Origin of the sequence: Methylobacterium pseudosasicola, assembly GCF_900114535.1 — a bacterium.
Lineage (GTDB): Bacteria > Pseudomonadota > Alphaproteobacteria > Rhizobiales > Beijerinckiaceae > Methylobacterium > Methylobacterium pseudosasicola.
In genome coordinates this window covers 17,721-42,374 of sequence record NZ_FOTK01000038.1, presented here as the reverse complement: position 1 = coordinate 42,374, position 24,654 = coordinate 17,721, and the positions used below count along the sequence as shown (strand labels likewise).

At 69.8% G+C, this 24,654-nt stretch carries 27 protein-coding genes and 1 pseudogene; 7 read left to right on the top strand and 21 right to left on the bottom strand.

All coding sequences use genetic code 11. The features are described 5' to 3' along the window. Positions 1-160: 160 nt before the first annotated feature. Positions 161-319, top strand: a complete 159-nt coding sequence (locus BM228_RS34865) for a hypothetical protein (RefSeq protein WP_167367835.1) — start codon at positions 161-163, stop codon at positions 317-319. A gap of 14 nt (positions 320-333) precedes the next feature. Here BM228_RS34865 and tkt read toward each other — a convergent pair whose 3' ends face one another. The 10 genes from tkt to BM228_RS26350 all read right to left on the bottom strand — a co-directional run bounded on the left by tkt (position 334) and on the right by BM228_RS26350 (position 11,174). After that, positions 334-2,328, bottom strand: a complete 1,995-nt coding sequence (gene tkt / locus BM228_RS26395) for a transketolase (protein ID WP_092045232.1) — start codon at positions 2,326-2,328, stop codon at positions 334-336. Positions 2,329-2,483: 155 nt separating this feature from the next. After that, positions 2,484-4,376: a TRAP transporter large permease gene (locus BM228_RS26390; protein ID WP_092045230.1), complete on the bottom strand. Its 1,893-nt coding sequence runs from the start codon at positions 4,374-4,376 to the stop codon at positions 2,484-2,486. A gap of 12 nt (positions 4,377-4,388) precedes the next feature. After that, on the bottom strand, positions 4,389-5,405 hold the full coding sequence (locus tag BM228_RS26385; RefSeq protein ID WP_092045228.1) for a TRAP transporter substrate-binding protein: 1,017 nt from the start codon (positions 5,403-5,405) through the stop codon (positions 4,389-4,391). A 216-nt stretch (positions 5,406-5,621) separates the two neighbouring features. Further along, positions 5,622-6,503 (bottom strand): NAD(P)-dependent oxidoreductase, encoded by an 882-nt coding sequence (locus BM228_RS26380; RefSeq protein ID WP_092045227.1) that lies wholly within the window; start codon positions 6,501-6,503, stop codon positions 5,622-5,624. Next, positions 6,494-7,516: a transketolase family protein gene (locus BM228_RS26375; RefSeq protein WP_092045226.1), complete on the bottom strand. Its 1,023-nt coding sequence runs from the start codon at positions 7,514-7,516 to the stop codon at positions 6,494-6,496. The genes BM228_RS26380 and BM228_RS26375 overlap by 10 nt, the downstream gene beginning before the upstream one ends. Beyond that, entirely contained in the window at positions 7,513-8,376 is an 864-nt protein-coding gene (locus BM228_RS26370; RefSeq protein ID WP_167367834.1) for a transketolase, read from the bottom strand. Before BM228_RS26370 ends, BM228_RS26375 begins: the two co-directional genes overlap by 4 nt. Before the next feature lie 10 nt (positions 8,377-8,386). Beyond that, on the bottom strand, positions 8,387-9,136 hold the full coding sequence (locus BM228_RS26365) for an SDR family NAD(P)-dependent oxidoreductase (protein ID WP_092045224.1): 750 nt from the start codon (positions 9,134-9,136) through the stop codon (positions 8,387-8,389). A gap of 216 nt (positions 9,137-9,352) precedes the next feature. Next, positions 9,353-10,249 carry a LysR substrate-binding domain-containing protein gene (locus BM228_RS26360; RefSeq protein WP_092045222.1) on the bottom strand — a complete coding sequence of 299 codons (897 nt, stop codon included), beginning with the start codon at positions 10,247-10,249 and terminating at the stop codon, positions 9,353-9,355. A gap of 71 nt (positions 10,250-10,320) precedes the next feature. Beyond that, positions 10,321-10,611: a hypothetical protein gene (locus BM228_RS26355; RefSeq protein ID WP_092045220.1), complete on the bottom strand. Its 291-nt coding sequence runs from the start codon at positions 10,609-10,611 to the stop codon at positions 10,321-10,323. A gap of 116 nt (positions 10,612-10,727) precedes the next feature. Next, entirely contained in the window at positions 10,728-11,174 is a 447-nt protein-coding gene (locus tag BM228_RS26350; protein WP_244537316.1) for a hypothetical protein, read from the bottom strand. A 316-nt stretch (positions 11,175-11,490) separates the two neighbouring features. Here BM228_RS26350 and BM228_RS26345 point away from each other — a divergent pair, with 316 nt between their 5' ends. From BM228_RS26345 to BM228_RS26335, 3 genes are all read left to right on the top strand, one after another. Beyond that, a complete protein-coding gene (locus BM228_RS26345) occupies positions 11,491-12,075 on the top strand; it encodes a hypothetical protein (RefSeq protein WP_139234210.1) in 585 nt (194 codons plus the stop codon). Positions 12,076-12,193: 118 nt separating this feature from the next. After that, positions 12,194-12,466: a hypothetical protein gene (locus tag BM228_RS34860; RefSeq protein WP_092045215.1), complete on the top strand. Its 273-nt coding sequence runs from the start codon at positions 12,194-12,196 to the stop codon at positions 12,464-12,466. 149 nt (positions 12,467-12,615) lie between these two features. After that, entirely contained in the window at positions 12,616-12,885 is a 270-nt protein-coding gene (locus BM228_RS26335; RefSeq protein WP_092045213.1) for a hypothetical protein, read from the top strand. Between the two features lie 89 nt (positions 12,886-12,974). Here the strand turns inward: BM228_RS26335 and BM228_RS26330 are convergent, their stop codons facing one another. The 9 genes and pseudogenes from BM228_RS26330 to BM228_RS26290 form a co-directional block, all read right to left on the bottom strand. Then, entirely contained in the window at positions 12,975-13,871 is an 897-nt protein-coding gene (locus BM228_RS26330) for a dihydrodipicolinate synthase family protein (protein ID WP_092045211.1), read from the bottom strand. 127 nt (positions 13,872-13,998) lie between these two features. After that, positions 13,999-15,000, bottom strand: coding sequence for a branched-chain amino acid ABC transporter permease (locus tag BM228_RS26325; protein WP_092045209.1), 1,002 nt, complete (start codon positions 14,998-15,000; stop codon positions 13,999-14,001). Positions 15,001-15,009: 9 nt separating this feature from the next. Beyond that, positions 15,010-15,912: a branched-chain amino acid ABC transporter permease gene (locus BM228_RS26320; RefSeq protein ID WP_092045207.1), complete on the bottom strand. Its 903-nt coding sequence runs from the start codon at positions 15,910-15,912 to the stop codon at positions 15,010-15,012. A 213-nt stretch (positions 15,913-16,125) separates the two neighbouring features. After that, positions 16,126-16,704: an ABC transporter substrate-binding protein gene (locus tag BM228_RS35935; protein WP_280142357.1), complete on the bottom strand. Its 579-nt coding sequence runs from the start codon at positions 16,702-16,704 to the stop codon at positions 16,126-16,128. An 82-nt stretch (positions 16,705-16,786) separates the two neighbouring features. Next, positions 16,787-17,347 (bottom strand): annotated as a pseudogene (locus BM228_RS35930) (ABC transporter substrate-binding protein); the annotation flags it as partial. 101 nt (positions 17,348-17,448) lie between these two features. Continuing rightward, positions 17,449-18,156, bottom strand: coding sequence for an ABC transporter ATP-binding protein (locus tag BM228_RS26305; RefSeq protein ID WP_092045203.1), 708 nt, complete (start codon positions 18,154-18,156; stop codon positions 17,449-17,451). Further along, complete coding sequence (locus tag BM228_RS26300; protein WP_092045201.1) at positions 18,149-18,901, bottom strand: ABC transporter ATP-binding protein; 753 nt, start codon at positions 18,899-18,901, stop codon at positions 18,149-18,151. The genes BM228_RS26305 and BM228_RS26300 overlap by 8 nt, the downstream gene beginning before the upstream one ends. Positions 18,902-18,988: 87 nt before the next feature. Then, positions 18,989-19,681: a GntR family transcriptional regulator gene (locus BM228_RS26295; RefSeq protein WP_092045199.1), complete on the bottom strand. Its 693-nt coding sequence runs from the start codon at positions 19,679-19,681 to the stop codon at positions 18,989-18,991. Between the two features lie 216 nt (positions 19,682-19,897). Continuing rightward, positions 19,898-20,680: an SDR family NAD(P)-dependent oxidoreductase gene (locus BM228_RS26290; protein WP_092045197.1), complete on the bottom strand. Its 783-nt coding sequence runs from the start codon at positions 20,678-20,680 to the stop codon at positions 19,898-19,900. A 359-nt stretch (positions 20,681-21,039) separates the two neighbouring features. On the opposite strand from BM228_RS26290, the gene BM228_RS26285 reads away from it, so the two are divergent. The 3 genes from BM228_RS26285 to BM228_RS26275 all read left to right on the top strand — a co-directional run bounded on the left by BM228_RS26285 (position 21,040) and on the right by BM228_RS26275 (position 24,119). Next, positions 21,040-22,305 carry an MFS transporter gene (locus BM228_RS26285; RefSeq protein WP_092045195.1) on the top strand — a complete coding sequence of 422 codons (1,266 nt, stop codon included), beginning with the start codon at positions 21,040-21,042 and terminating at the stop codon, positions 22,303-22,305. Between the two features lie 12 nt (positions 22,306-22,317). Next, entirely contained in the window at positions 22,318-23,016 is a 699-nt protein-coding gene (locus BM228_RS26280) for a phosphatase PAP2 family protein (RefSeq protein ID WP_092045193.1), read from the top strand. A gap of 485 nt (positions 23,017-23,501) precedes the next feature. Beyond that, positions 23,502-24,119, top strand: coding sequence for a hypothetical protein (locus BM228_RS26275; protein WP_139234208.1), 618 nt, complete (start codon positions 23,502-23,504; stop codon positions 24,117-24,119). Between the two features lie 13 nt (positions 24,120-24,132). On the opposite strand, the gene BM228_RS26270 is transcribed toward BM228_RS26275, so the two are convergent. Beyond that, on the bottom strand, positions 24,133-24,417 hold the full coding sequence (locus BM228_RS26270) for a response regulator transcription factor (protein WP_092045189.1): 285 nt from the start codon (positions 24,415-24,417) through the stop codon (positions 24,133-24,135). Positions 24,418-24,454: 37 nt separating this feature from the next. Further along, a partial coding sequence (locus tag BM228_RS34855) for an ABC transporter permease (protein WP_425285000.1) occupies positions 24,455-24,654 on the bottom strand: 200 nt, incomplete at its 5' end.

Here is a 24,654-nt window from a genome sequence, read left to right as displayed (position 1 = left end):
TACAGCTCTCAGCTCAATCCGGTGAAGATTCCGTGTCCATTGCATGCTTTCGCTGCATGGCAGGCCACTTGAGAACCCCCTGACACGCAATCCCGGGTGGATGCATATTGCACCGCAGCAACCGGGTGCATGGCCCGGTCCTCGTTCGGGATCAGGCACGATGGCGACCCTCGCGTATCTCGTTGGCTTTCGCGCTGAGCGTTCGCTTCTCGGCCAGGTCGCGGACCGCCTCGAAAGCGCGCTGAAGCGCGTCGCCAACGGTCGCTATGCCGAGCAGCGCGCACGCATCGCGCGCACCGGCGGCGCCGGGATGATCTGACCGGCGGAACCGCCCTAAGTCAGACGCGCCCGCGCCGCCTCCACCACCGCCTCGGCGGTGATGCCGAAGTGGCGGAACAGGGCTTCAGGTGCGCCGGACGCGCCGAAGCCGGTCATGCCGACGAAGCCGCCCTCCTCGCCGATCCAGCGGTCCCAGCCGAAGCGCAGGGCGGCCTCCACGGCGACCCGGACCGTGTCCCGCGGGATGACCTGCCGGCGATAGGCCGCGTCCTGCGCCGCGAACGCCTCCCAGGACGGCATCGAGACCACCGCGGTCGGCACGCCCTCCGCCTGGAGCCGGTCGCGGGCCGCCAGCGCCAGCGCCACCTCCGAGCCGGTGCCGATCAGCGTGACCCGCCGCGTCCCCTCGGCCTCCGCCAGCACATAGGCGCCCCGGGCGCTGCGATTCTCAGGCTCCCCCGGCCGGCGTAAGGCGGGAAGCGGCTGCCGGGAACAGATCAGCGAACTCGGCCCGTGGCGGTTGGCCAAGACAATCTCCCAGCATTCCGCCGTCTCGACCGCGTCCGCGGGGCGCAGCACCAGCATGTTCGGGATCGCCCGGAGCGAGGCGAGGTATTCCACCGGCTGGTGGGTCGGGCCGTTGCGGCCGATGGCGATCGAATCGTGGCTGTAGACCGTGATGACCGGCAGGTTCATCAGCGCCGCCATCCGCAGCGACGGGCGCATGTAATCCGAGAATACCAGGTAGGTGGCGCCCACCGGCACCAGCCCGCGATGGGCCGCGATGCCGTTCATCATCGAGCCCATCGCGTGCTCGCGGATGCCGTAATGCAGGTAGCGCCCGGAGCGGTCCTGCGCCGTGAAGGCGTGGAGCTCGCCCTTGTGCTGGGTCGGCCCTTCGAGATCCGGGGCGCCGGAGAACAGCTCGGGGATCGTCTCCGACAAGGCGGCGACGATCTCAGCGGAGACCTCGATGCTCGGGCGCGCCGCGCCGGCGGCGGCGAAACGGTCGCGCTGGGTGCGGAGCGCGTCGCGCCAGGTCTCAGGCAGGCGGCCGGTGCTGACCCGGTCGAACTCCACTCGCACCGGGGCGGGCAGGGTCTCGTGCCGGGCCTGCCAGGCCGCATAGGCCGCGCGGTTGCGCTCGGCGACGCCCGCGCGCCACGCCGCTTCCACATCGTCCGGCACCGTAAAGGCCGGATGGTCCCAGCCCCTCGCGGCCCGGGCCTCGGCGAGGTCGGTCTCGAACACCCGCCCGCCATGGGCGCCGCGCTGACCCTCCAGCCGGGGCAGGCCGCGGCCGATCACGGTGCGGCAAGCGATCAGGGTCGGGCGCGGATCGGACTGGGCGAGGCGGATAGCGGCGGAGACGGACTCGACGTCGTGGCCGTCCGCGTCGATCACCTGCCAGTCGGCGGCGCGGAAGCGGGCGCGCACGTCCTCCGAGATCGACAGGTCGGTGGCGCCGTCGTCGGTGATCCGGTTGTCGTCCCACAGGAAGGTCAGCTTCGCCAAGCGCAGATGGCCGGCGAGCGAGATCACCTCGTGGGCGATGCCCTCCTGCAGGCAGCCGTCGCCGACCAGAGCGTAGGTGCGGTGATCGACGAGCCCGGGACCGAATGTGGCGGCGAGCTTGGCCTCGGCCACGGCCATGCCGACGGCGTTGGCGATGCCCTGCCCGAGGGGGCCGGTGGTCGCCTCGATGCCGAGCTCGGGGGCGATCTCCGGATGGCCGTGGGTGTGGGAGCCGAGCTCGCGGAAGCGTCGGATCTGCTCCATCGGCAGGCCGGCATAGCCGGCGAGGTGGAGCGCAGCATAGAGCAGCATCGAACCGTGCCCGTTCGAGAGCACGAAGCGGTCGCGGTCCGGCCATTCCGGATCGGCCGGATTGCACTTCAGGTGGCGGGTGAACAGCGCCACCGCGATCTCCGCACAGCCGAGGGGCGCGCCGGGATGCCCGTCGCCCGCCCGCTCGATGGCGTCGAGGGACAGGAAACGGATCGCGTCGGCCATCTGGGCGGTGAGCGTCGACGAGTCGGTCTCGGGCATGGCGGGGGCTCGAAGTTCAGGCATGCGTCAGGGTTTCCAAAGGGCTCAGCCCTTTGGCGGGGTATCGGGGCGGAGCCCTGATGAAGCAGGCTGCTCGAGAGCAGGGCTTTGCCCTGCACCCACGAAAGGTCTCGGACCTCTCGAATGCGGGATTTTTAAAGGAACCCGATCGAGAACCAGGGGACGAGGATGATGACGACGAGGCCGACGAGCAGGGCCAGGATGTAGCCGACGATCGGGCGCATGCCCGCGTCCGGGTGGATCCGGCTGATCGCGCAGGCGGCGTAGTAGCCAACCCCGAAGGGCGGCGCGAACAGGCCGATGCCCATCGCGAGGATCACCACCATCGCGTAGTGGACCTCGTGCACGCCGACCTGCCGGGCGATCGGGAACAGCAGCGGGCCGAACAGCACGATCGCCGGGATGCCCTCCAGCACCGAACCGAGGATGATGAAGGCGCCCGCCGACACGAACAGGAAGCCCACGGGTCCGCCGGGCAGGCTCTTCATCGCCACCGCCAGGGTCTGCGAGAAGCCCGACTGGGTCAGCGCCCAGGCCATGCCGGTGGCCGCGCCGATGATCAGCAGGATCGCCCCCGACAGGGTCGCGGTCATCACCAGCATCGGGTAGAGCCGCCGCCAGTCGAACTGGCGGTAGATCAGCAGCCCCGCCAGCACCGCGTAGACGATGCCGATGGTCGAGACCTCGGTGGCGGTGGCGATGCCCTCGACCACCGCGAAGCGGATCACGAAGGGCAGGGCCAGGGCCGGCACCGCCACCAGGAGCGCCCGGCCGATCACCCCGCCGGAGGGCCGGGCGACGTGGCTCAGGTCCTCCCGACGGTAGCGCCACCAGACCAGGGCGCAGAGGGTCACGGCCAGCACAAGGCCCGGCATCAGGCCGCCGGTGAACAGGGCCGTGATCGACACGCCGGTGACCGAGCCGATGGTGATCAGCACGATGGAGGGCGGGATCGTCTCGGTCTGCGCGCCGGTGGTAGCCAGAAGCGCCACGAGGTCGCCCTCCTTGGCGCCGCGCGCCTTCATCTCGGGAAACAGCACCGGCGCGACGGCGGCCATGTCGGCGGCCTTCGAGCCGGAGATGCCCGAGACGAGGTACATGGCGCCGACCAGCACGTAATGCAGGCCGCCGCGGACATGGCCCAAGAGCGAGGCCAGGAACCCGACCATGGCCCGGGCCATGCCGGTCATCTCGATCAGCAGGCCGAGGAACACGAACAGCGGCACCGCGAGCAGGATGAGGTGGCTCATGCCCTCGTCCATACGTCCGACCACCACCATCGACGGCGCGCCGGTGGTGAGCGTGATGTAGGCGTAGGTGGACAGCCCGAACGCGAAGGCGATCGGCACGCCGGAGAAGACCAAGGCACCGACGCCGACGACGAAGAACAGCAGCAAGTTGAGATTGCCGAGCCCCGCGAAGACGGGCTGGAGCGCGATAAGCCCGGCGGCGATGCCGCCGCCGAGCGCCAGCGCCCCGACGGTGAGCCGCCAGTCGGCGGTCTCCAGCAGGCGGATCAGCGCGACGAGCAGCATCAGGCCGAAGCCGATCGGCAGGGCGGCGGCCCGCCAGGCGTTGTTGAGCTCCAGCGCGGGCGTCTGGACGAAGGTCTCCTCGCTGGCGAATTCGAAGGCCGGCTCCAGCACCAGCGCCACGAAGATCAGGCCGGCCACGAGGGCGACCGTTTCCAGGAAGGCGCGCATGCGCGGGCCGCACATCGCCACGATGGCGGTCATGCGCATGTGCTCGGCGCGGCGGAAGGCGACCACCGCGCCCAGCATGGCGAGCCACAGGAACAGGATCGCGGCCAACTCGTCCGACCAGACCAGCGGCTCGCGGAACACGTAGCGGCTGACCACACCGCCGAACAGCACGGCGATCTCGGCCAGCACCAGCAGGGCTGCCGGGATCTCCACGAGGTAGCCCAGGGCCACGTCCAGCTTGCGCAGCCAGGTCCGGGCGCGCAGGGGCGGCCCCGCCAGCTCAAGCCCGGCCGCGCTCTCGACGGCCGCGATGTCGATCTGCATGGCGTCCGTTCCTCAGGTGAGCTTGCCGGATACGTCTTCGAGATGCGCCCACGCCGCATCGCCGTACTTGGCCTTCCAATCCCGGTAGAAGCTCGTCCGGCCGAGCGCCTCACGGAAGCGCGCGCGGTCGACATCGACGAAGGTGATGCCCTTGGCGGCGAGGCTCTCGCGCAGGGAGAGGCTGAGCTTGGCGACATCCGCGCGCTGGTCGGTGCCGGACCGGTCGAGCTCGCGCGAGACCGTCTGGCGCAGGTCCTCCGGCAGGCGCTGCCAGGCCTTCTTGTTGCCCAGGATCCAGTAGCCGTCCCAGACATGCCCGGTCAGGCTGCAGGATTTCTGCACCTCGTAGAGCCGGGCCGTGGCCGTGATGGCCAGCGGGTTCTCCTGACCCTCGACCACCTTGGTCTGGAGCGAGGAATACAGCTCGTTGAAATTGATCGGCGCCGCGCCGGCATCGAGGGCCTTGAACAGCGAGGTCAGCATCGGCGCCGGCGGCACGCGGATCTTGAAGCCCTTCAGGTCCTCCGGCGTCCTGATCTCGCGGGTCGAGGAGGTGATCTGCCGGAAGCCGTTGTCCCAGACCTTCGAGACGGTGAGGATCGGCGTCTTGGCGATCTCGGCCCGGACGTAGGTGCCGAGCCCCCCGTCCATCGCCGACCAGACCGCGTCGTAATCCTTGAACGCGAAGCCGGTGTTGGGCAGGCTCGCGGCCGGCACGAAGGTGGCGAGGATCGAGGTGGCGAGGTTGAAGAACTCGACGCTGCCGTTGCGCACCTGCGCCAGCAGGTCGGTGTCGGAGCCGAGCTGGTTGGCCGGGAACAGCTTGATCTCCAGGCGGCCGCCGGTCGCCTCGCGGATCCGGTCGAGGGCCTCCTGCGCCCGGACGTTGACCGGGTGGGTCGGGTCCTGGCCGGTGGCGAGCTTGTAGGAGAACTCGGCCGCCTGTCCGCGCCGGGTCAGGATGCCGAAGACTGGAATGGCGGCCGCGCCGGCGAGCAGGCTGCGGCGGCTGAAACGCGTGTCGCGCATGGTTTCACTCCCTGGGTCGTCCCGAGCCGCCCGATCCCCGCCGTTAGCCGGTCATGTGGATCGTGCGTCCCTCCATTATTCGGCCCCGGATACGGGTTCCGGTGCCGTTCTCGTGCGTCTCACGCGCCGCTTCTTCTCCGGCGCGGATCATCCGGGCTCCGCGGCGCGCGGACAAGCCGCGCCGGCCCGCAAGCCCCTACATTCAAGCCCCTACATTTACTTGCCGTTGAGCGCGCGATAGGCGCGCACCACCTGGCTGTCGTCGGCACCGCCGTCGCCCCGGCCCGAGGTCGAGACGAAGAGCTGATGGGCCAGCGCCGCCAGCGGCAGGGCCGCACCGGCGCTGCGGCCGGCCTCCAGCACGATGCCGAGATCCTTGACGAAGATGTCGACCGCGCTGGTCACCTGCGGCTCGGCCTCCAGCATCCGGGGTCCGCGGTCGCGCAGCATCCAGCTCGCGGCCGAGGAGCCCGAGAGGATCTCCAGCACCACCGCGCAATCGACCCCGACCCGCCCGGCCAGAGCCATCGCCTCGGCGGCGGCCGCGATATGGACTCCGCACAGGAGCTGGTTCACCGCCTTGACGGTGGCGCCCTGTCCCGGCCGCTCGCCGACATGGAAGATCCGGTCGCCGAGCGCGTCGAGGATCGGGCGGATCGCCGCCAGCGTCGCGGCCGGGGCTGCGGCCATGATCGTGAGCTTGGCGGCCTTCGCCCCGACGACGCCCCCCGAGACCGGGGCATCCACGAACCGGCGGCCGGTGGCCGAGACGCGTGCCGCGATGGCCTCCACCGCCCCCGGCGGACAGGTCGCCATCAGCACCACGATCCCATCCGGGGCGAGGGCGTCGAGGGCGCCTTGCGCGAACAGCACGTCCTCCGCCTGGGCGGCGTTCACCACCATCAGCAGGAGCGCGTCGGCGCCCTCTGCCGCCTGCGCCAGGGTCTCGGCCGGCGCACCGCCCAGGGCCACGACGGCCGCGCGGCTCTCCGGCCGAATGTCGTAGCCGCGTACGGAAAAACCCGCGGCGACGAGGTGGCCCGCCATCGGCAGGCCCATGGCGCCGAGGCCGACGAAGGCGAGGCGGCTCACAGCCATCCGCGGATGCTCCGCGCCATGGCGGCCGCCGAGATCCCGTAGCGGTCATGCAGCGTCGGCAGGGCGCCGGCGTCGAGGAATTCGTCCGGGAGGCCGATCTGGCGGAAGCCGCGCTCGGGCATCGTGCCGTTGCGCATGAGCAGGCCCGCAACCGCCTCGCCGAGGCCGCCGATCACCGTGTGGTTCTCGGCAACCACCACGAGCCGGCCACCGCGCCGGGCCTCATGCAGGATTGTCGCCTCGTCCAGCGGCTTGATCGTCGGCACGTGCAGGACCGCCACGTCGATCCGGTCGTCGCGCAAAGCCTCGGCCACTTCGAGCGCCCGCATGGTCATCAGGCCGGAGGAGACCACCAGCACGTCGCGTCCGTCGCGGATCGTCTTGGCCTTGCCGAGCTCGAACGTGTAGCCGTACTCGTCGAGCACCAGCGGGACGTTGCCGCGCAGGAGCCGCAGGTAGACCGGCCCCTTATGGGCGGCCATCGCGGGCACGACCTGCTCGATCTCGTGCGCGTCGCACGGGTCGATGATCGTGAGGTTGGGCATGCCGCGAAAGATCGCGAGGTCTTCCGTCGCCTGGTGGCTCGGGCCGTAGCCGGTGGTCAGGCCGGGCAGGGCGCAGGCGATCTTGACGTCGAGATTCTCCTCCGCGATCGCCAGGCAGATGAAGTCGTAGGCCCGGCGGGCGGCGAACACCGCATAGGTGGTGGCGAACGGCGTGAAGCCTTCGCGGGCGAGCCCGGCCGCCGCGCTCATCAGCAGCTGCTCGGCCATCCCCATCTGGTAGAAGCGCTCAGGGTGGGCCTGCGCGAAGATGTGCAGGTCGGTGTATTTCGACAGGTCCGCCGACAGGCCGACGATGTCGGGCCGCGTCTTGGCGAGCTCGACCAGGGCATGGCCGAAGGGCGCGGCCTTGGTGCGCTGCCCGGGGGCGGCGAGCGAGGCGATCATCGCCGAGGTCTTGAGGCTGCCGCCCTCCCGCGGAGCGGGCTTCTCGTATTTCGAGCGTCTCACCGCACCCTCCCTTCGTCCAGGATCGCCAGCGCCCGCTGCCACTCGTCGGGCTCGACGCGCAGGAAGTGGTTGCGCTCGCGCGCCTCCAAAAACGGCACGCCCTTGGCCATGCGCGTGTCGCAGATGATGATCCGGGGCTGCGGCCCCGGGTGGTTCCGGGCGGCGTCGAAGGCCGCCACCAGCGCGTCGATGTCGTTGCCGTCGACCCGCTGCACGAACCAGTTGAACGCCTCGAATTTCGGGGCCAGCGGCTCGAAGTTGAGCACTCCCGTGGAGGCGCCGTCGGCCTGCATGCCGTTCACGTCGACGAGGCCGATCAGGTTGTCGAGCTTGAACGAGCCCGCCGACATGGCGGCCTCCCAGGTCGAGCCCTCGTCGAGCTCGCCGTCGGAGAACAGGTTGTAGACGAAGTTTTTCGAACCTTTCCGCTTGAGGCCCAGCGCCATGCCGACCGCGATCCCGAGCCCGTGGCCGAGCGAGCCGCCGGTGATCTCCATGCCGGGCGTGTAGGCCGCCATGCCGGACATCGGCAGGCGGCTCTCGTCGCCGCCATAGCTCGTCAGCTCGTCCTCCGGGATGATCTCCGCCTCGATCAGCGCGGCGTAGAGGGCGATGGCGTAGTGACCGATCGACAGCAGGAACCGGTCACGGCCCTCCCATTCGGGATCCTCGGGCCGGTAGGTCATGGCGTGGAAGTAGCTCACCGCCAGCACGTCGCTGATGCCCAGCGCCTGGGCGATATAGCCCTGGCCCTGGACCTCGCCCATGCGCAGGGCGTGGCGGCGGATGTGGTAGGCGCGCTCGCTGAGCGGGACGTTGGAGCCCGCGCGGGGCCGTTCGGTCGGTGACGACGCGGTCATAGCGCTGCCCTCAATGAATCAGCATGCCGCCGTTCACGTCGATCACCGCGCCGGTGATGTACGTGGACAGGTCGGAGGCCAGGAACAGGCAGGCGTTGGCGACGTCGTCGGCGACCCCGAGGCGCCCGAGCGGGATGCCCTTGGCGATCTCGACCTTGAGCTCGGGGGTGAGCTTGCCGCCGGTGATGTCGGTCTGGATCAGGCCCGGCGTCACGGAATTCACCCGGATCCCGTCGGGGCCGAGTTCCCGGGCCATGGCCTTGGCGAGCCCGAGCACGCCCCCCTTGGCCGCGCTGTAATGCGGGCCACCGAAGATGCCGCCACCGCGCTGGGCGGAGACCGAGGACATGCACACGATCGCCCCCGAGCCCTGGCCGCGCATCCCCGGGATCACGGCCTGGCTCATGTAGAGGGTGCCGCGCAGGTTCACGTCGGTGACGGCGTCGTAGTTCTCCGGCGCGATGTCCATGATCTTGAGCGGCTGGGTGATGCCGGCATTGTTGACCAGCACGTCGATGCGCCCGAGCCGGGCCACGATCTCCTCGGCGGCCCGGTCGCAGGCGGCCCGGTCGGTCACGTTGCAGGCGAGGCCGATATGGCCGGGGCCGATGTCGCGGGCGGCCTCCTCGGCCTGGCCGGCATCGAGGTCGAGCACGGCGATGCGGGCGCCGTAGGTCGCGAACAGGCGCGCCGTGGCCTTCCCGATGCCGCGGGCGGAGGCCGCCCCGGTGATCACGCAGACCCGATCGTTCAGAAGCATGGAAAACCCTCCCGGCATTCCGCGCGTGCGCGGAGGCGAAGCCTGTCGTCGCGACGGAGGCTGCGGCCGGCCGGCGACCGCGATCCGGGGATCGGCGGCCTCACGGTGACGTTTCCTCGCGTCTTGTTCGTTGCGGCGACATTGGCCCGGGGCGGCCTGCGCGACAAACGCGAATCCTACACCTGCAGGTGAGTGGGATTCACCTGCCCTCGCGTTTCAGGCGAGTTCGGCGTCCAACTCGATCGCGAGTTCCCGGGCGAGCCAGCGGGCGAAGACCCGCAGCGGCGCCCGGCGGCGGGCATCGGCCGGGCAGACGAAATGGTGGCCGATGTAGCTGATATCCTCCGCCCGCCCGGCGAGCGGCGCCACCAAGCGGCCGGCGGCGAGCTCCCGCTCGGCGAGCCGGGTCGATTCGAGCGCCACGCCGAGCCCATCGGCCGCCGCCGCCAGGGCCAGAAAGCTCCGGTCGAAGCGGATCGCGGCGGTGGGCGGCGCGGTGAGGCGGTTGCGCTCGAACCAATGGGTCCAGCGTACCTGCTTGTTGTCGCTCTGGATCAGGGTCTGCCCGAACAGGTCGGCGGGACCGGCGATCCGGGCGGCGCGTTCGGGATCACAGAGCGGCGTCACCGTCTCGAGCCCGAGGGGCATGCGCACCAGCCCCTCTCCCCGGGGCGGCCCGTAGACGATGTCGGCGTCGAACTCGTCGGTGATGAAGCGGGCGTAATCCATGCCGGCGGCGAGCCGCACCTCGAAGCCCGGATGCTCGCTGAGGAAGCGCGCCAGACGCGGCGCGAGCCATTGCGCGGCGAAGCTCGGGGCGCAGTGCAGCCGCAGCAATTGCGGCCCGCGGTTGGCCACGAGGTCGAGGCCGCGGTTCAATTCGGCGAAGGCGCGCCCGACATGGTCGCACAAAGCCTCGCCGGCCGGGGTCGGGGTGATGCCCTGCCCGATCCGCTCGAACAGGGCGACGCCGAGGGACTCCTCCATCTTGCGCACGGCGTGGCTGACCGCGCTCGGCGACAGGTTCAATTCGCCGGCCGCCGCCTTGAACGAGCGTCGCCGCGCGGCGGCTTCGAAGATCCGGACGGCGGACAGGGGAACAGGAGGGCGCATTCGAAGCAGGATGGGCCCGGGCTAACCGTGCTGGCAATGGCCGCGAAGCAGACCCCGCCGAACGGCTCGCCTCACGCCGCCAGAGCCGTTCTGACGTCCCGGCCCTGCGCCTGATCCATGATCTCGCCGATCCGCTCGCCGACGGCGATGGCGATCTCCGCCGAGGCCGCGCCTTCCGAGCCCTGCTGGCAGATTCGGGTGAGGACGTCGGTGACGCGCTGTTCCATGACGGCGAGGATGGCCGCGGCGGCCGCGGGCTGCGCACCGCGGAGCACGGCCGCGAGGTCGCAATAGGCGTCCTGGAGGAGCCGCAGCGTCAGGCGCTCGACGGCCTGCTCGTCTTCCGCCTTCAAGGCACCCATGCCACGCCTCCCTCGGGTCGCTGAATACAAGATGGAGAGGACACGTTAACGCCGCGTAAACCGAGCGCGGCCTAAGAAGTCATCGGCTAACCATGCCGCATCCCGGCAACGCACAATCAGCACCCGGAACAGATGCCGCTCGCGGCGTTCCGGCCGCCCTTCAGCAGGCGGTCCATCGCCGCCTCGCGGTCGTAGGTCTGAGGCGCGGAATTCGCCGCGGCCGGCCGGCCCGCCGCGGCGAGAACCGGCGGCTTCACGAGCTCGCCGGGGCGCAGGGCCTCCCAGGTCATGCGGCTGCGCCGGGACGTGTCCAGAGCCGCGTTCGGGTTCAGGCCGTGCGGCTCCGCCACCATCGGGACGGTCATGGTCCCGGGAATCACGATGCGCGGCAGGGCGGCGACGGTTTCGGCCGGGGTCTCCGGAACCGTCACCACCGGCCCCGCAGCGCCGGAGGCCGGCGTGCGCGGCAATGCGCTGTAGGCGGTCGGAACATTCGGCAGACGCGAGCACGCCCCTGCCAGGAGCACCAAGCCTAGAGCCGCAATCCGCTTCACAGAGATCATGATCGCCCTGAAGAGAGACTCGGCCTGGCCGCAGGCCGCGAGCCAACTGCATTAACGACAAATTAGGGATTTGTCCAATCAACAGCCGCCAGAACGGCCGATAGACAACACTTAGACATATATTGATGACGAGAAACGTCCAGATAATCTTGCGTTGATCAAATCCCGGCGCGGAAAGCATCGCCGGTACGGGCCGTCCGAAACCGCGCCCTCGGCATACGTATTGAGTACCGAAGACCCAAGAAAACGGTTTGCGCGACCGCGCCCACCGGGCAACAGGAAGCTTGGCGGCTCCGGTCGACCGCCGAGATGGGTCATGAAGCGCGTTCTACACTCCTTGGCGGCAACGCTTGCTGCATTCGCCATCGCGTTGCCGTCCATCAGCGCGGCCGTTCCGGCGAGCCGGGTCACGGAACGATCCGATCCGGGGCCCGACCGGAGCGCACTCATCGCCGAGCGGCAGCAGCGGACTTGGCAGCAGCTTTCGGGCTCCATCTGCACGGGCTGCATCACCGCGGCCAACCGCGTCGCGCCGGTCAACTACGACAAGCCGAGCCTGATCGAGCTGGCGCAGCCGGCCCCAGGCGTGAAGACGGCCACGCACCGCCCCAGGGCCGAGGTGCGGCTCGCCCAGTTGCGCAAGCGCTACGCCCGGCTCCAGCGGCGCGACCGACGCAGGCTCGCCTTGCGGGCGCATCCCGTTCGGCTGGCGAAGCGCCTGCACCTGCGGAAGCTCGCGCAGCTCCACAGGGCGCCGGTCGCATGGCCGGTCGGGTCGAGCCGCGTCGCCTACCGGCTGCCCGAACCGCCCGTCGAGCGCCCGTGGGTGCCGCAGGACGACGACCGGTGGCACGCGATAACGATCCTGCCGGCATCGTCGCAGCGCCCGCGGCGCTCCTGACACGCCGCGGAGCTGCGCCCATCGGGCGCCGGGGCCGACGCCCTAAAACGCCGCACGGCAGACGGGGAGGGGGATTGAACCCCACCGCCCGCATCACGTTGTGCCGGCGGAGCCCCCCATGATCGTCATCCGCCTCATCGCCGCCGGTTTTTTCGCCGTCGCGCTCAGCCTCGGCGCCGCGCACGCGGTCGAGCCCGATCCGACCGGCAGCATCGACGGGCCGGCCGCAGCCGAGCCGGTCCAGGGCGCAGAAGCCGGCGTCGATGGCGAGGCAATCGCCGCTGTCACGCTGCCCGAGCAGAGCGTGACAACCACTGCCCCGGCGCCGGCATCCTTGCCGCCGCTGAAGCCCCTGCCGAAATGGGATCCGCGCGTCTGCATTGGCTGCTAGCGCGGCGGAGGCCGGCTCGTCGCGACGACCCCGTCGAGCCAGGGCTGCGACGCGCCACCCTGATGCATCAGGTCGCTGCCCCCCGGCGGAACTGGCCCTGCCCCGAGCGCGTCGACTCCGTGACCCCCATCACTCGTCCGAGCTTTATCATGCGCGCTCTCCTCATCGCCGCCCTCTGCCTCTCGCCGATCGTGGCGACTCCCGTCCTGGCGCAGGTGCGGCAGAACAATCCCAACGCCGCGAACCAGTCCATGGAGTACAACAGCGAGATGCGCTCCCTGCGTCAGGAGCAGACGACGCAGGGCAACACGCTTCAGATGAACATCGAGCGGAATCAGGCCGCGACGCCCACCCCGAATACCGGGCCGAACGCCATCGGCCCGATCGGCGGCGGCACCGGAGTGGGCGTCGGCCGCTGAGCGAGCGGTCCAGGCTCACTCCCCGGTGAAACCGGCGCGGTGAGCCTGCCGGACCATCGCGTTTGCAGAGGCCCGACTGCCAATAACCGTCACGCCGCCGCGGGCAGGGCAGGGCGGCTCTCCATCGCATGGCGCACGATCGCCTCGACCTCGGCCCGCCGGGCTCCGGACAGGGGCTTGCGCGGGCCGCGCACGTGCTCGGTCGAGTTGATGGCGAGGGCTTCGGCAAGCTTGATGTTCTGGACCAGGTAGGTGGAGACATCGAGATCGAGGAGCGGCCGGAACCAGCGATAGATCGCCAGGGCCTCCTTGAGGCGGCCTGCCTGCATCAGGCGGTAGATCGCCACCGTCTCGGCCGGGAAGGCGCAGACGAGGCCGGCGACCCAGCCGCAGGCGCCGACCGCGAGGGCTTCCAGGGCGAGATTGTCGACGCCGGTGAGCACGGCGTAGCGGTCGCCCAGGCGGTTGATGATCTCGGTGGTGCGGCGGATGTCGTCGGAGGATTCCTTGATCGCCACGAAGCGCCGATCCGCGGCCAGCTCCTCCATGATCTCGGGCGTCACGTCGACCCGGTAGGCGACGCGGTTGGAATAGATCATCACCGGCAGGTCGCCCGCGGCCGCGACGGCCCGCAGGGTCTCCGCCGTCTCGGCCGGGTTGGTGTGGTAGATCGGGCTCGGCACCACCATGAGGCCGCTGGCCCCGGCCTTTGCCGCCTTGGCGGCGAGCTCGCAGGCCTCGCGGGTGCCCGCCTCGGCCACGGTCAGCAGGGTCGGCTTGCCCTTGGTGACCGACTGGGCCAGCCGGAGCACTTCGATGCGCTCGTCCTGGGACAACATCGGCCCCTCGCCCAGCGAGCCGCACACGATGATGCCGTTGCATCCGGCCTCCATCTGGAAGGCGAAGCAGCGCTCCATTTCGGCATGGTCGAGGCTGCCGTCGGGCTTGAATTTGGTCGTGACGGCGGGGATGACACCTGTCCACATGATCGATTTTCCTTTTGTGTCAACGCGTTGAACGGCACCGCGCTCGGGTCGCGCGGCCATGGCTTCGCCCACGCCTCGCGCGGCGCGGCGGCGAAATCGGTCTGCCCGTCGGGGCAGGGGGCGCGGCTCAGGCCGCCTCGACGGCCGGTGCCTCCGCGCGGGTGGCGGTCAGGACCGGACGCGTCTTGCCCCGCTCGGCCCGGCGGCGGCGCAGGTGCAGGAACTCGCCGACGATGCCGCGCCGGAAGAACGAGACGCAGACGATGAAGATCAGGCCGATCACCACGGTCACGAGGTCGCCGATGGTCGCGAGGTAGTTCTGCAGCCCGACCACGAGCCCCGCCCCGAGCAGCGGCCCGAAGATCGTGCCGACGCCCCCGAGCAGAGTCATCAGCACCACCTCGGTCGAGGTGTGCAGCGAGACGTCGTTGAGGGAGACGAGCTGGAAGACCAACGCCTTCATCGCCCCGGCATAGCCGGCGACCGCCGCCGAGATCACGAAGGCCAGGAGCTTGAACCGGTCGGTGTCGTAGCCGAGCGAGGTCGCCCGGGCCTCGTTGTCCCGCACCGCCTGCAGGATCTGGCCGAAGGGCGAGTGGACGACGCGGTCGACGAACAGGAAGCCCGCCGCGAACAGCGCCAGCGTCACGTAGTACATCACCGTGTCGGAGGAGAGGTCGAGCCCGAACAGGCTGCCGCGCGGGATGCCCTGAAGGCCGTCTTCACCGCCCGTCCAGCGGAATTGCACCGCCAGGAAGTAGATGATCTGCGACAGCGCCAGGGTGATCATCGCGAAATAGATGCCTCGCCGCCGGATCGCGAGGCCGCCGATGGCGAAGCCGACCAAAGCCGCCGCGGCGACGCCTGCCGCGAACGCCGCCGGCATCCCCAGCGGGTGGTTGCCGAAGCGGATCATCAGGGCGCCGGTGACGTAGCCGGCGCTGCCCAGGAAGGCGGCATGCGCGAAGGAGACGAGCCCGGTAAATCCCAGGAGCAGGTTGAAGGCGCAGGCGAACAGCCCGTAGCACATCACCTTCATCACGAAGACCGGGTAGATCAGCCCCGGCACGAACGGCACGATCAGGGCGAGCCCGATCAGGACCAGAAAGATCTTGAAGGTGTTCGACATCGGCTCCCCTCAGGCTTCGCGGCCGAACAGGCCGGCTGGGCGCACCAGCAGGGCCAGCGCCATGATGACGAACACCACCACGGTGGAGGCCTCGGGGTAGACCACCTTGGTCAGTCCCTCGATCAGCCCCAGGGCGAGGCCGGTCATCATCGCGCCGAGGATCGAGCCGAGGCCGCCGATCACCACCACGGCGAAAACGATGTTGAGCAGGTTGCCGCCCATGAGCGGCGTCACCTGCATGATCGGCGCGGCCAGCACCCCGGCGATGCCGGCGAGCGCCACGCCGAAGCCGTAGGTGAGGGTGATCATCACCGGCACGTTGATGCCGAAGGCCTGGAGCAGGCGCGGGTTCTCGGTGCCGGCGCGTAGATAGGCGCCGAGCTTGGTCCGCTCGAACAGGTACCACGTGCCGAAACAGATCAGCAGCGAGGCCACGACCACGAAGACGCGGTACTTCGGCAGCAGCATGAAGCCGACATCGATCGGCCCCTGCAGGATCTCGGGCGGCTCGTAGCCTTGGCCGGAGACGCCGAACGCGTACCGGAACGCCCCCTCCATCACCAGAGCCACCCCGAAAGTCAGGAGCAGGCCGTAGAGGTGGTCGAGATGGTAGAGCCGGCGCAGCAGCGTGCGCTCGATGACCATGCCGAACAGGGCGACGCAGAGCGGCGCCAGCACCAGCGCGACCCAGAAGTTGATCTGAAAGTCGGGATAGCCGAGCCAGGGCCCGATCTGGGTCAGCCCGATCCAGGCCAGGAAGGCGGCCATCATGAACTGCGCCCCGTGGGTGAAGTTGATGATGTTGAGCAGCCCGAAGATGATCGCGAGCCCCATGCTCAGCAGGGCGTAGAAGCAGCCGCCGATGAGGCCGATGGTGAGCTGGGCCATGAAGGCCTGGAAGGTGATGTCCATCGCGGGGTCACCGGCGGGTTGGAGGGGTCGAACGCTTCACGCGGGAGGCGGGACTTTCCACTCCCCCTTGCGGGGAGGGGTCAGGGGTGGGGGTGGTGCCGGATCGGTCGCATCGGTGCCTTCTGAGCCACCCCCACCTCCAACTCCTCCCCGCAGGGGGGAGGAGAGGCGCCCGATCCGGGGAGGCGGTGCGCGTCCTGAAGTGATGTTGCTTCAGCCCTTGGCGTTGAGCGGGCAGGCATCGGAGGGTTTCGGGAACACGTCGTCGCCCTTCAGGACCGCCCGGACGTTGTAGAAATCCCAGTCGCGCTTGGACTCCGCCGGCTTCTTCACCTGCAGGAGCAGCATGTCGTGGACGAGGGCGCCGTCGGCGCGCAGCTTGCCGTTGCGGATGACCGCGTCGTCGATGGTCATGGTGCGGAGCTTGCCCATCACCGCGCCGGCCTCGTCGGTACCCGCCGCCTCGATCGCCTTGAGGTAGCTGAGCACCGCCGAGTAGACCGCCGCCTGCGAGGCGCTCGGCATGCGTTTCATCTTGGCGAAGTATTTTTCCGCGAAGGCGCGCGAGCGGTCGTCGTAATCCCAGTAGAACGCTTCCGTGAGGTACATATCCTGGGCCTTGGTCAGCCCGAGGCTCTTCACGTCGGTGATGTAGGTCAGCAGCGGGGCGATCACCTGCTTGTCGCTGCGCCCGATACCGTACTCGGCGGCCTGCTTGACCGCGTTGATCGTGTCGCTGCCGGCATTGGCGAGCGCGATCACCTGCGCGCCGCTTCCCTGGGCCTTCAGCATGAAGGAGGAGAAGTCGCCCCCCCGGGAACGGGTGGCGCGAGACGCCCAGCACCTTGCCACCCTCGGCCTCCACCACCGCGGAGGCGTCCTTCTCGAGGGAATGGCCGAAGGTGTAATCGGCGGTGACGAAGTACCAGGTCTTGCGGCCGGTCTTCAGCAGCGCCTTGGCGGTGCCGGCCGCGAGCGCGTAGGTGTTGACCATCCACTGGGCGTTCAGCGGCGAGCACTTCTCGTTGATCGCCGCCATGGCGACCCCAGCCGAGAGCATCGTCACCCGGTTCTTCTGCTTGGCGATCTCCATCACGGCGAGCGCCGTCGAGGAGGTCGGGAAGTCGGCGATCATGTCGACCTTGCCCTGGTCGAACCATTCCCGGGCGAGGTTGGCGGCGATGTCGGGCTTGTTCTGGTGGTCGGCGGCGATGAGCTCGACCGGGGCGTTCAGGACCTTCCCGCCGACCTCGTCGATGGCGATCTGCGCCGCCACCGCCGAGCCGCGCCCGGTGAAGTCCGAATAGATCCCCGACAGATCGTTAAGGATGCCGATCTTGACGACGCCGTCGCTGACCGGCTCGGCGGCGAGCGACGGCAGGGGGGCCGACGCGAGCGACGCGCCGAGCACGTAACCGATGAACCGTGACCGCATGTTCCCGCCTCCTGTGCGTCCCGACTGTTCTTCCCCTGCCGAGGGTTCGACTGTGCATCGTCTTGTTCCGAAAGCCGGCATCCACCTTTCGGGACGATGCTCTAGACGCCGAGCAGGCGCCCGACCTCGGCCTCCCTGGCCGCCACCTCGCCCGCCGGGATCTCGGCCGCGACGCGGCCATGCTCGATCACGTAATGGCGGTCGGCGAGGTGGCGGGCGAAGTGAAAGTTCTGCTCCACCAGCACGATGGTGAAGCCCCGGCTCTTGAGCAGGGCGACCGCCCGGCCCAGCGCCTCGACGATGACCGGGGCGAGGCCCTCGGTGATCTCGTCGAGCAGCAGGATGCGGGCGCCCGTGGTCAGGATGCGGCCGAGCGCCAGCATCTGCTGCTCGCCGCCCGAGAGCCGGCCGCCGCCGCTATCGGCCCGCTCGGCGAGGTTCGGGAACATCGCCAGCACCTCGGCCACGGACATCCCATCGGGCCCGAGGCGGGGCAGGAGGGTGAGGTTCTCCTGCGTGGTCAGCGAGCGATAGATGCCGCGCTCCTCCGGGCAGTAGCCGAGGCCGAGCCGGGCGATCCGGTGTGTGCTGAGCCGGATCGTCTCCTGCCCGCGCACCCGCACCGAGCCGGCGCGGCGGTCGGTCAGGCCGAGAATCGCCTTGAGGGTGGTGCTGCGCCCGGCGCCGTTGCGCCCGAGCAGGGTCACGCACTCGCCCTCGCGCACGGTGAGGTCGATCCCGTGCAGGACGTGGCTCTCGCCGTACCAGGCTTCGAGCCCGCTTATCTCCAGGGCGGCGGACTCAGGCATGCCCGCCCCCGAGATAAGCCGCCTTCACCCCCGGATCGGCGGAGACCGTTTCGTAGCTGCCCTCGGCCAGGATCTCCCCGCGCTGGAGCACGGTGATCGTATCGCAGAGGTCGGCCACCACCGACATGTTGTGCTCGACCATCAGAATGGTGCGGCCCACGGCGATCCGCCGGATCAGGCGCTTGATCCGGTCGACATCGTCGATGGCCATGCCTTGGGTCGGCTCGTCGAGGAGCAGCAGGGGTGGATCCAGCGCCAGCGTCGTGGCGATCTCCAGGGTGCGCTTGCGCCCGTAGGACAGGTCGGCGGCATTCGCCTCGGCGTAGTCGGCCAACCCCACATCGGACAGGAGCGCCATGGCCTCATCGTCCAGCACCGCCAGCGATCGGATCGAGCGCCAGAACGCGTACTGGGTTCCGAGCCGCCGCTGCAGCGCGACGCGGACGTTGTCGCGCACGCTCATATGCGGGAAGGTCGCCGAGATCTGGAACGAGCGCACGATCCCCCGCCGGGCGATCGCCGCCGAGCTCTCGTGGGTGATGTCGGTGCCCTCGAAGAGGATGCGCCCGCCGGTCGGCGTGTGGACCTTCGTGAGCAGGTTGAAGAAGGTGGTCTTGCCCGCGCCGTTGGGGCCGATGAGCGCGTGAATTGCATGGCGCCGGACCGCGAAGTCGACCCCGCGCACGGCCGTGAAGCCTCCGAACGCCTTGGTCAGCCCCTCTGTCACCAATGCGTGCTCTGCCACGGCGCCCTCACCGGTCTCTTTTTGTAGATTGTATAAAATCTGCAGGCGCGTCAAGGCCCCTGGTGTCGGGTTCTTCACGGGGCGGGCTCAGCCGGCATGGGCGTGCCGATAGATCGCCACAAGCGACACGGCGGCGTGCGCGATATGGGCTTGCAGGAGGTCGGCTGCCTCGTTGATCCGGCCGGCCTCGCAGAGCGCCACGATCTGCGTGTGCTCGTGGTCGGCGCGCGCGGTATCCCCAGAGGCCGAGAGCTGCAGCCGGGTCGGGCGGTCGCAATCCTGGAGCAGGCCGGAGACGATGCTGAGGGAGCGGGGACGATCGGCGTAGCGCAGGAGATCGAGGTGGAAGCTCCGGTTCAGCTCGCCCCAGCGGTCGACCTGACCGGCCTCCAACGCCGCGCCATACTCGTCGGTCAGGCTGCGCAGCCTCCGGTAATCGGCCTCGGAGAAGCGGCGGGCGGACAGCGCGAGCAGCGGCGGTTCGAGCTGTTCGCGCAGGCGAAAAATGTCCTCGACTTCCTCGACGGAGAGACCGGTGACCATGGCTCCGCGATGCGGCACGATCTTGACCAGCCCCTGGGCCTCCAGTTGCAGCAGCGCCTCTCGGACCGGGATGCGGCTGATGCCGAATTCCTCCGCCAGCGCGTCCTGGCGCAACTGGATACCGGGCGCGAACTCGCCGTTCAGGATGCGCTGCCGGAGCGATTCGGTGACGGCCGCGGAGACCGTCTTGTGGCGCAGGCGATCGGTGGCGGACGGCGGAGAAGCCGGAGCAGACATGGACACCTCGAAACGAGGGTAGATTGTATCCAGAAACGATGCGCGGCGACAAACGGGGGCTCGGGGCTGCCATGAAGGCGTCCTCACGAGAGGAGCGAATGACCGAAGGCGGTGCGACAGCGGCAAGGGTCGGCACCCTCGGATCGCCTCGCCGGCACAGGCGGGACGGCCGCGAGGCGATCGTCCGGAAACCGTCTGTTCCGGCCGGACCGGCGCTCAGTCCTGCCGCTCTCCGCGCAGGGTTTTCAGGCCGATGCCCGTCGCCTCGAAGCCCCCGTCGACGGCGAGCTGCTGGCCGGTGACGAAGGAGGCGCGCTTGGAGCAGAGGAACACGATCGCCTCCGCGAGCTCCGTCTCCAGGCCGTAGCGCCCAAGGGGCACGGCGTCGTGGTAATCCGCGCGGATCTCGGGGCTGTGGACCGCCTTGGCCATCGCCGTATCCACCGGTCCGGGCGCGACCGCGTTCACCCGGATCCCGAACTGCGCCAGTTCGACGGCCTGCTGCTTGGTGAGCTGCGCCAGCGCCGCCTTGCTCGTGCCGTAGGCGGTCCGCAGCGTCGAGGCGCGCAGGCCCGAGATCGAGGTGACGTTCACGATCGCACCGCCCCGCGCGGCGAGCAGCGGGACGGCCGCCTGCGTGCACAGGAACGGCCCCGACAGGTTCACCGCCAGCACCCGCGACCAATCCGCGAAGGTGGTTTCCATCAGCGGCTTGAAGATCGCGATGCCGGCGTTGTTGACCAGCGCGTCGAGGCGCCCGAACCGGTCAGCGACCCGCCGCATCGCTTCCTCGACCGCCACCGGATCGGAGACGTCCGCGGTCACGGCCAACACCGCCTCCGGCCGGCCGAGGCGGGCGGCCGCCGCCTCCACGCCCGGGCCATCGATGTCGAGCAGGGCGACGCGCCACCCCTCCGCGAGGAACCGGGTCGCGGCGGCGAGCCCGATGCCGCGGGCCGCCCCCGTCACCAGCGCGGTCCGGTCCTGGGTATCGCTCATGGGCGCGTCTCCGTCGGCGATGGCCGCGCGCGGGCGGCGAGGGATCGTTCCGGCGGGCGGCGTCGCCGCGAGCCCGGATGTACGCATGCCGAGGCTGACCGCTGCCACCGTGCTACCCGGAGCCGTCTGCAACCGAAAGGCTTTTTGCTGCCGTCCGGAAACGATGGCCCGGGTCTCAGACCCAACCGCGAACGCCCTCTTCGCGTCAGTCTTCAAAGCCTCACGCCGAGACCGCCGCCCGGCGGGCCCCCACGCGTTGCCTTCGCCGGCCCGGCAGCTAGGTAACGCCGCGCCGGGTGACTGCGTGAACGCGAGGCGATCACGGTCGCGCCGCACCGCCCCGGCCAAGAAGCAGGACCATGGATCAGGACGACACCCGCCCGACCCTGCGGTCCCACCGGACGGGTTTTCGACCGGTCGCGCTCGACGCGCTGAACCTCGCGCTCGTCGACGTGAACGGCGCGATCAAGCCGTATCTCAACGTCTATCTCTACGTGAAGCGCGACTGGAGCGACGGCGCGGTCGGGCTGGTCGGGACCGTGGCGGGCCTCGTCGGAATCCTGTTCCAGGCGCCGCTCGGGGCCGCGATCGACGCGGTGCGCGACAAGCGGCTCGTGCTGCTCGCCGCGCTCATCGCCCTGGCGTTGGCGACCGCGGTGATCGCCGGGGCGCCCCATTTCTGGCCGGTCCTGATCGCCTCCACCGTCCTGGCGGTGGCGGGGGCCATCCTGAGCCCCGCCGTGGCCGCGCTCACCCTCGGCCTGGTCCCGCGCCGTCAGCTCACCCGGCGGCTCGGGCGCAACGCCGCCCTGGAACGCACCGGCAACGTCGTCATCGCGCTGCTGATCGGCGGGATCGGCTGGCTGCTCCCGGACCGGGCGGTGTTCCTGCTGGTACCGGCCCTCTGCATCGTGGCCGCCGCCGCCCTGTTCGCGATCCCGCGCCGGGCGATCGACGCCCGGCGGGCCCGCGGCGAGGCGGAGGGCGATACCGGCACCGGACCCGCGGGTCTCCGAACGCTTCTCGATAACCGGCCGCTCATCGTCTTCGCCGTCTGCGTCGGCCTGTTCCACTTCGCCAACGCCCCCTTGCTGACCCTCGTCGCCCAGGAAGTCGGACGAGACCGGCCGGACTGGTCGTCGGTCATCGTCTCGGTTTGCATCGTCGGCGCGCAGATGGTGATGGTGCCGATGGCGATCCTGGTCGGCCGCCGGGCCGATTGCTGGGGGCACAAGCCGCTCTTGCTCGCCGCCTTCGTGGCGCTGCCGCTTCGGGCGCTGCTCTACACGCTCTGGCGCGATCCGATCTGGCTGATCGCGGTGCAGCTCCTCGACGGCGTGGGCGCGGGGCTCCTGAGCGCGTCGAAGTCGCTGGTCCTCGCCGACGTGATGCGCGGCACCGGTCGCTACAACCTCGCGCAGGGGCTCGTCGGCACCCTCCAGGGCGCGGGCGCCGCGCTCTCCTTCGTGGTGGCGGGCAGCCTCGTTCAGCACGCGGGGTTCCAGGCTGCCTATCTCGTCTGCGGGGGCGTCGCGCTCCTCGCTTTGGCGCTGCTCTGGCTCGCCCTGCCCGAGACCGCCACCGAGCGGGACGGCCCTGAGCCCGCACAAGCCCGAAACGTCTGAGGAGCCCGCGCCATGCATCCTCTGTCCCGCGCGCTCCTGGCCCTCGTCTGGGCCACCCTTCCCCTCACGCCCGTCGCAGCGGCCGAGCTGCACGCCACCTGGATCGACCCGGAAGCCCTGGCGCTCCAGCGCGTCCTGCCGCCGCCCCCGGCCGCGGGCTCCGAGACGGAGATTGCGGATCTCGCCGCTGTGCGTGCGGCGGTTGCCACGCGAACCCCGGAGGATGAGCGTCGCATCACCGCCGACCTGCCCTGCACCCTCGACCGGTTCGCCGACGTGCTCGGGCCGGCCTTCACGGCCGCCCGCATGCCGAAGCTCGCGGCTCTGATCGAGCACGTCTTCCAGGACGGCGAATTGGCGGTGCTGGCGGCCAAGTCGGCGATCGGCCGCAAGCGACCCTACACAATCGATCCCGATCTGCGCACCTTCGGCCACCGGTCCGGCAGCACATCGTATCCGAGCGGCCACGCGACCTTCGGGTATCTCGCGGCGACCGTGCTTGGGATCCTGGCGCCGGAGAAGCGAGAGGCCCTGTTCGCCCGTGCGGACCAGTACGGCCGGAATCGCTTCGAGGCCGGCACGCATTTCCCGTCCGACCTCGAAGCCGGAAAGATCGCCGCCGCGATCATCGCCGAGGCGCTGTTGAGCGACGGCGGATTTCAACAGGCGCTCGCTGATGCCCGAGCGGAGATCGACCAGGCCGGCCGGTAAATGCCGCCCCCTGCTCGAACGTCGCCGGCTCCGGCCGCCCGGCGTCGCCGCAACGCGGTCGCCCGACAGCCATTTTAAGACTTTCGAACACAGAGGCCGGCATGTTTCGGTATTCCGGAACCGCCGAACGCAGCACATCCCCGGCAAAGGCCCTCTCGATGCTTCCGCGATCGGCCCGGTGCATACCGCTTACGGTCAACAATCGGCCCGTCCGGATTCAATGCGGTCCAGAATACCGGGCCGGTCGGGGGCGGAGTGATACCTCTATGGGATCGTACTTAAAGCTTAAGGACCGGGTGCCGGGTCGTCCGAACGAGCATCGCCATTTTTGCCGCACGCCTCAAAATTCGCCAGGTAGGAGCAAGTATTCAGGCCATGAGTACTCTTCCAGACGGCAACAGCCATTGACGAGTCGCGGCTGACTTTGAACCATGGCGCTCATGCCGTGTGGCCTCTGCTGCTCTTCGCCGAGGTGAGGGTTGCTCGTGAGTCGTCTGCTCTTCCTCTGGCTCGCTCTCGTGATGGCGACGGCCGCGCAGGCCCAAGTGGGCGCCGGCAACGGCAACGGCAACTCCGGAGCCGGCAACGGGAATGGCAACGGCAACGGCAGCAACAACGCGCTGGCCGCCGCTGCGGCGGCGGGCTCGTCGAGTTCGGTGAGCATCGGCGGCGGCAGCGGCCGGAACACGCCGAGCGTTTGGGCGCCGGGTCTCGCGGCCGCCGGGATCGAGAGTTGCCTCGGCAGCGCGAGCGTCGGCGGGGCCGGTCCCGGGATCGGCGTCACGCTCGGCGGCACATTGACCGACAAGGGGTGCAACCTGCGCCTCTATGCCCGGACCCTGTACAGCCTCGGCCACAGGGTCGCGGCCACGCAGATCCTGTGCAACGATCCCGACGTCGCCCTGGCGCTGGCCGTCGAGGGCGTGCGCTGCCTCGCCGGCTCCGGCGCGGAGACGCAGCGTTCCGTCGGCTTTGCGCCCTCCGAGGACTATCCCGCCGTCGCCGACCTCGGCGCGGAGACCCAATCCGATCTCGAGCCCCCCGTTGTCCGCCGCGCCCCGGTGAAGCGGCGTCGGCGCGCCCAGGCAGAGCCTCCGCGCTGACCGGCACCGTCCGCTACGGCGTGAGGCGAGCGGACGGGACGCGTCCGTGCCGGACGGGTGCGGCGGGCGTCACATGGGGCGTGAGCAGCATCGCGATCTGGGTCCTGTTGTGCAGCCCGAACTTGCGCATGATGTTGCCGATATGGGTTTTGACGGTATTGGCCGATATCCCCATCTCGTAAGCGATGCCGTCATTCTGCGCGCCGAGCGCTATATGCCGGATGATCTCCCGCTCGCGTGCGGTCAAGGCGATGCGGGTGTCGGCGAGAGCGGTTCGCGCGGACGGTTGGATCATCATTACCTCCTTCTGCGCCGGAACACGTCCGACGGGTCCATCATTCCATCTTGAGAGCGTCGACCGGATCGAGCCGAGAGGCTCGGTGGGCCGGGTAGTATCCGAAGAACAGGCCGACCAGCGCCGAGAAGCCCACCGACAGGACGATCGCCTGCGCGTCGATGATCGTCGCCCAGCCCGCCGACCGGGCCACCGTCAGCGAGATCGCGCTCCCGACGACGACGCCGGCCAGACCGCCCA